This is a genomic window from Nocardioides sp., from assembly GCF_025964975.1.
In the GTDB taxonomy this organism is placed as follows: domain Bacteria; phylum Actinomycetota; class Actinomycetes; order Propionibacteriales; family Nocardioidaceae; genus Nocardioides.
Window position 1 is genome coordinate 1 of sequence record NZ_JAOPXV010000140.1, and the last position, 5,108, is coordinate 5,108.

General features: G+C 70.5%; 6 protein-coding genes. All 6 read right to left on the minus strand.

Annotation, left to right across the window (positions count from 1 at the left end; genetic code table 11):
- A partial coding sequence (locus JWN68_RS10700) for a crosslink repair DNA glycosylase YcaQ family protein (protein ID WP_297738527.1) occupies positions 1-1,086 on the minus strand: 1,086 nt, incomplete at its 3' end.
- Positions 1,083-1,481: a VOC family protein gene (locus JWN68_RS10705; protein ID WP_297738529.1), complete on the minus strand. Its 399-nt coding sequence runs from the start codon at positions 1,479-1,481 to the stop codon at positions 1,083-1,085. The genes JWN68_RS10700 and JWN68_RS10705, both read right to left, overlap by 4 nt.
- A complete protein-coding gene (locus tag JWN68_RS10710) occupies positions 1,481-2,101 on the minus strand; it encodes an MSMEG_1061 family FMN-dependent PPOX-type flavoprotein (protein ID WP_297738531.1) in 621 nt (206 codons plus the stop codon). The genes JWN68_RS10705 and JWN68_RS10710 overlap by 1 nt, the downstream gene beginning before the upstream one ends.
- Before the next feature lie 134 nt (positions 2,102-2,235).
- Positions 2,236-3,504, minus strand: a complete 1,269-nt coding sequence (locus JWN68_RS10715) for a dihydroorotase (RefSeq protein WP_297738533.1) — start codon at positions 3,502-3,504, stop codon at positions 2,236-2,238.
- Entirely contained in the window at positions 3,504-4,430 is a 927-nt protein-coding gene (locus JWN68_RS10720) for an aspartate carbamoyltransferase catalytic subunit (RefSeq protein WP_297738535.1), read from the minus strand. Before JWN68_RS10720 ends, JWN68_RS10715 begins: the two co-directional genes overlap by 1 nt.
- Positions 4,427-4,969 carry a bifunctional pyr operon transcriptional regulator/uracil phosphoribosyltransferase PyrR gene (pyrR, locus tag JWN68_RS10725; protein ID WP_297738538.1) on the minus strand — a complete coding sequence of 181 codons (543 nt, stop codon included), beginning with the start codon at positions 4,967-4,969 and terminating at the stop codon, positions 4,427-4,429. Before pyrR ends, JWN68_RS10720 begins: the two co-directional genes overlap by 4 nt.
- Between the last annotated feature and the right edge of the window lie 139 nt (positions 4,970-5,108).

The following is a 5,108-nucleotide window of genomic DNA, read 5'->3' on the forward strand; positions in this document are numbered from 1 at the left end:
CGGCTGGAGGTCGAGCCACCGCGCCAGGCACTCGATCTCCCGCTGGACCGCCTCGCGCCGTTCGGCGGAGAAGGGCTCGTCCTCGTGCACCGCGTTGGTCACGAGCAGCCCTCCCCGTCGGTCGGCGGTCAGGTCGACCTTGCCGACGAGGCGGTCCCCGTCGAGGACGGGCATCGCCCAGTACCCCCACTTCCGCTTCGCCGCCGGCTTGTACATCTCGAGCTGGTAGTCGAACTCGAAGATCTCTTCCATCCGTTTGCGGTCGAAGACGAGCCGGTCGAGTGGCGACAGCAGGGCCACCCGCGGCGCGAGCTGCTGCTCGAGGTACGCCGGGTCGACCCGCCACGGCCCGCGCACGCCCTCGATCACCGCAGGCTCGCCGACCTCCCCGACGTCGTTCGGCTCGTTCGGGGCGATCGCCGCGCGGCCTCGTGCGACGCCGAGCGACCGCAGGCGGCGTACGGACCGGAGGTGCGCGGCCTTCGCAAGCGGCACGACCGGCTCATCGGGATAGACCCGCTCGGCGAGGTCCCAGAGCTTGTCGCGGCCCTCGTAGCCGACCGGCGCGATCTCTCCGCGCTCGACCATCCGGTCGAGCAGCATCCGGACGTTGCGGTCGTTGTTCCAGCCGCTCGACTGCCACGGCACGAGCGTGGTGTCGGGAAAGTACCTCCCTGTCAATGGCCCCTCGTCGTGGAGCTTGGCCAGGATGTCGCGCCGGGTGTCGTCGTTGGCGTGGACCCAGTCGCGGATGTCGACCTGCCACTCCTTGAGCTCCCCCGGCCCGGGCCACGCTGCCATCTCGGCGCGGTAGAGCTTGAGGTCGGCCGCGGGGCGAAGCATGGAGTGCAGCTCGATCAGCGCTCCGGCCGCCACCGCGTCGTCGACGTCGCGGGATCGGCTCCTCTCCCCCAGCCGGCTCCACATGACGACCTGGGCGCTGGGTGCCACCGCGGCGGTCGGCTCGGCCTGGAGGAGGGCCAGGTGGTCCACCATGGCCTCGAAGCTGCTCGGCCGCTCGGCGGAGAGCAGCTGGGCGAGCACCGCGATCCGCCGGGCATCGGCGCGGGAGAGCTGGTGCGTCACGCGACGAAGATGCAGAAGACGTGGCCGGCGGGGTCGGCGTACGCACGCAACGGCTCGTCCGGATCATCGGACCTGTCGTGGCGCAGCTCCCCGCCCAGCTCGAGCACCCGCCCGTGCTGCTCGTCGAGATCCTCGACGCTGTCCACGGTGAGGTCGAGGTGGAGCTGCATCGGCACGCGCGGGTCGGGCCAGGTCGATCGCTGCAGGTGGTCGGTCAGCTGGAAGGCGAGCTGACGACGGCCGTCGTGGTCGGTCAGGACCAGCCAGTCCTCACCGTCGGTCGCCTCCTCGTCCCCGGCTTGGTATCGCAGGTCGAGCAGCCGCCGCCAGAACTCCGCCGTCCCCCGCACGTCGTCGGTGTCGAGGACCGTGTGCAGGAGCCGCGGGACGACCATCAGTAGAGGCCCTTCGCGTAGTTCTCCGGCCGGTAGTAGTCGTCGAGCTCCTCGAGGGTCTTGCCGGGCTGGGGCTCGAGCACTTGGCTGATGACGGCGCGGCGCGGCACGACGGACGTGGGGTCCCAGGTCTCCGGCTCCCACAGGCGCGAGCGCATGAGGGCCTTGCCGCAGTGGAAGTAGATGGTCTCGATGTCCACCACGAGCGCCAGGATCGGTCGCCGGTCACGGACCGCCATGGCGTCGAAGAAGGGCGCGTCGGCCACCAGACGGGCGGCGCCGTTGATCCGCAGGGTGTCGGCGCGGCCCGGGATGATGAAGTCGAGGCCGACGTTGGAGTTGGCGATGACGTTGCGATAGCTGTCGACCCGCTTGTTGCCCGGCCGCTCGGCCAGCGCGATGGTGGACTCGTCGATGACGTGCGCCAGCTGCCCGGGTGGATCTCCCTTGGGACTGGCGTCGCACCGTCCCTGGGCGTCGGCCGTCGCCAGCACGCAGAACGGCGACGCCGCCAGCCAGGCCCGGTCGATGTCGGTCAGCGTGGCTCGCTCCTTGGCGGCTGCCCGGTCGCCCGGTAGACCCACCACCTCTTCGAGCTGCTCGATCGTGGTGATGTCCATGCGGCGAGCCTAATGGCGTTCGTCTGGCGCCCGCCCACGCAATCCCGCACTACCGACGATCACGGGGTCGTGCGGCGCGGCGGAGCCCCTGACTGTTCGGTAGCACCGCTCCGGTGTGACCGGTGGCCGGCGAGTCACTCGGCCAGCACGCCGTCGCGGACAGTCACCTTGCCGGCGTACACCGTGTGCACGACCCGCGAGGTCAGGGAGCGGCCGTGCCACGGGTTGTTGCTCGAGAGCGACACCGAGTCGGCCCGGTCGATCGTCACGACGGCTCCGGGATCGACGAGCACCAGGTGGGCGGGCGTCCCGGCGTCCAGCGACCCGTGGTCGGGCAGACCGGCGATCCGGGCGGGGTTGGTGGACATCACGCAGGCGACCTGCGCCCAGGTCAGGTCGGGTACGGCCGTGCGGACGACCGCCAGTGCCGTCTCCAGCCCCAGCATCCCGAAGGCGGCGTCGACGAAGGCGTGCTCCTTGTCGTGGCGGGCGTGCGGTGCGTGGTCAGTCGCTACGGCGTCGATCGTGCCGTCGGCGAGCGCCACCCGCAGCGCCTCGACGTCCTCGGTGGGACGCAGAGGCGGATTCACCTTGAACGTCGGGTCGTAGCCGGTCAGCAGGTCGGTAGTGAGGAGCAGGTGGTGGGGTGTCACTTCAGCTGTCACGTCGATGCCCTGCGCCTTCGCCCACCGGATCATCTCGACCGACCCGGCCGTGGAGACGTGGGCGATATGGACCCGGGAGCCGGTGTGGCGCGCCAGCATCACGTCGCGCGCGACGATGACCTCCTCGGCGATGCCGGGCCACCCGGGCAGTCCCAGGCGGCCGGACACCTCCCCCTCGTGGCAGCACGCCGTCGGCCCGGCCAGGGCGGGGTCCTGCGCGTGCTGTGAGACCACTCCGCCGAAGGCCTTGACGTATTCGAGGGCACGCCGCATCACGCGAGCGTCGTGGACGCACTTGCCGTCGTCGGAGAAGACCCGGACGGCCGCCCTCGAGCGGGCCATGAGTCCCAGCTCGGCCAGCTCCTGACCCGCCAAGCCCTTGGTCACGGCCCCGACGGGTTGTACGTCGACCACACCGGCCTCGCGACCCAGGTCGAGGACCCGCAGGGCAGCCTCGGCGGTGTCGGTCACGGGTGAGGTGTTGGCCATCGCCAGCACGGCGGTGAATCCACCGACGGCTGCGGCCCGGGACCCGGTCAGGATCGTCTCGGCGTCCTCCCTGCCCGGTTCGCGCAGGTGGGTGTGCAGGTCCACGAGTCCCGGCAGGGCCACGAGCCCGTCGGCATCGATGACGTCTGCGCCCGCGGGCGCCTCGTCCACGAGCCGGCCGGCGTCGTCGACGTAGAGGTCTCGGGTCTCCTCCCCCAGCACCGACGCGCCGGTGATGACGAGCGCCATCAGGACTCCTCTCCCGCAAGCAGGTGGTAGAGCACGGCCATCCGCACGGCGAGGCCGCTGGAGACCTGCTCCAGGACGACCGACTGGGCGGCGTCGGCAGCGTCGGCGGCGATCTCCAGACCGCGGTTCATCGGGCCCGGGTGACAGATGGGTGCATCCGGCCGGAGCCGGGCGAGCCGGTCGCGGGTCAGCCCGTAGCCCACGGTGTACTCGCGAGCGGACGGGAAGTAGCCCCCCGACATGCGCTCGCGCTGGACCCGCAGCATCATCACCGCGTCGGCGTCGGGCAGCACGTCGTCGATGTCGTACGACGTCGCGAAGCCGGCGTCCTTGGACCAGGGACCGATGCCGCTCGGCATCAGCGTCGGCGGGGCCACGACGGTCACGTGCGCGCCGAGCTTGGTCAGGCACAGGACGTTGGACCGGAAGACCCGCGAGTGCGTCAGGTCGCCGATGATCGCGACGTGCTTGCCGTCGAGGGTGCCGAGGCGGCGCTGCAGCGTGTAGGCGTCGAGCAGGGCTTGGGTCGGGTGCTCGTGCATCCCGTCGCCGGCGTTGATGACGACGGCGTCGACCCACTCGGAGACCTGCTGAGCTGCACCGGACGCAGGGTGTCGGATTACTAGCCCGTCGACGCCCATCGCGCAGACGGTCAGCACCGTGTCGCGCAGCGACTCACCCTTGGAGGCCGACGAGCCCTTCGCGGAGATGTTGATGACGTCGGCGGAGAGCCACTTGCCGGCGATCTCGAAGGACGAGCGGGTGCGGGTCGAGTCCTCGAAGAACATGTTGATCACGGTGCGACCACGCAGCGCCGGCAGTTTCTTGACCTCGCGACGCTGCACGTCGTGCATGTCGGCGGCGGTCTCGAAGATCTCTCGGATCTGGTCCGCGGACACGTCGTTGATCGAGAGCAGGTGTTTCACGAGATGGTCACCCCGTCGAGGTCGTCGCACTCGGCGAGGCGGACGCTGACGCGTTCGGACCGGGCGCTCGGGAGGTTCTTGCCCACGTGGTCGGCCCGGATGGGCAACTCGCGGTGCCCGCGGTCGATCAGCACTGCGAGGCGTACGGCGCTGGGCCGGCCGAGGTCGGCCAGCGCATCGAGGGCGGCGCGGATGGTCCGACCCGAGAACAGCACGTCGTCGACCAGCACCACGACCTTGTCGTCGATGCCCTCGGGCGGAATGACCGTCTTGTGGGCGCGCCTGGTGGGCTGCTTGCGCAGGTCGTCGCGATACATCGTCACGTCGAGCTCACCGACCGCGACGGCCCTGCCCTCCACCGCCTGGATGCGCTCGGCGATCCGGTGGGCCAGCGGCACGCCCCGGGTGTGGAGTCCGAGCAGCACGAGGCCGGTCGCGCCCTTGTTACGCTCGAGGATCTCGTGGGCGATGCGGGTCAACGCCCGGGCGATGTCTCCGGGGTCGAGCACGATGCGAGGGTCGGCCGCGTTGTTCGCCATGGCCACTGACCTCCTTCTCCGCCTCACGGGACGGTTCCTTAAAGGATGTCGAACGGCGCAGACGTTACCAGTGGATGAGCGGGCTGCTGGAGTCCCCGGATATCCGGGACCCCAGCACGCGTCAGGGGTTGCAACCCCT

What these genes read in the sequence shown, in the direction of transcription:
- JWN68_RS10705 (WP_297738529.1), bottom strand. Translation starts at nt 1,481, where the DNA reads ATGGTCGTCCCGCGGCTCCTGCACACGGTCCTCGACACCGACGACGTG.
- JWN68_RS10710 (WP_297738531.1), bottom strand. Translation starts at nt 2,101, where the DNA reads ATGGACATCACCACGATCGAGCAGCTCGAAGAGGTGGTGGGTCTACCG.
- JWN68_RS10715 (WP_297738533.1), bottom strand. Translation starts at nt 3,504, where the DNA reads ATGGCGCTCGTCATCACCGGCGCGTCGGTGCTGGGGGAGGAGACCCGA.
- pyrR (WP_297738538.1), bottom strand. Translation starts at nt 4,969, where the DNA reads ATGGCGAACAACGCGGCCGACCCTCGCATCGTGCTCGACCCCGGAGAC.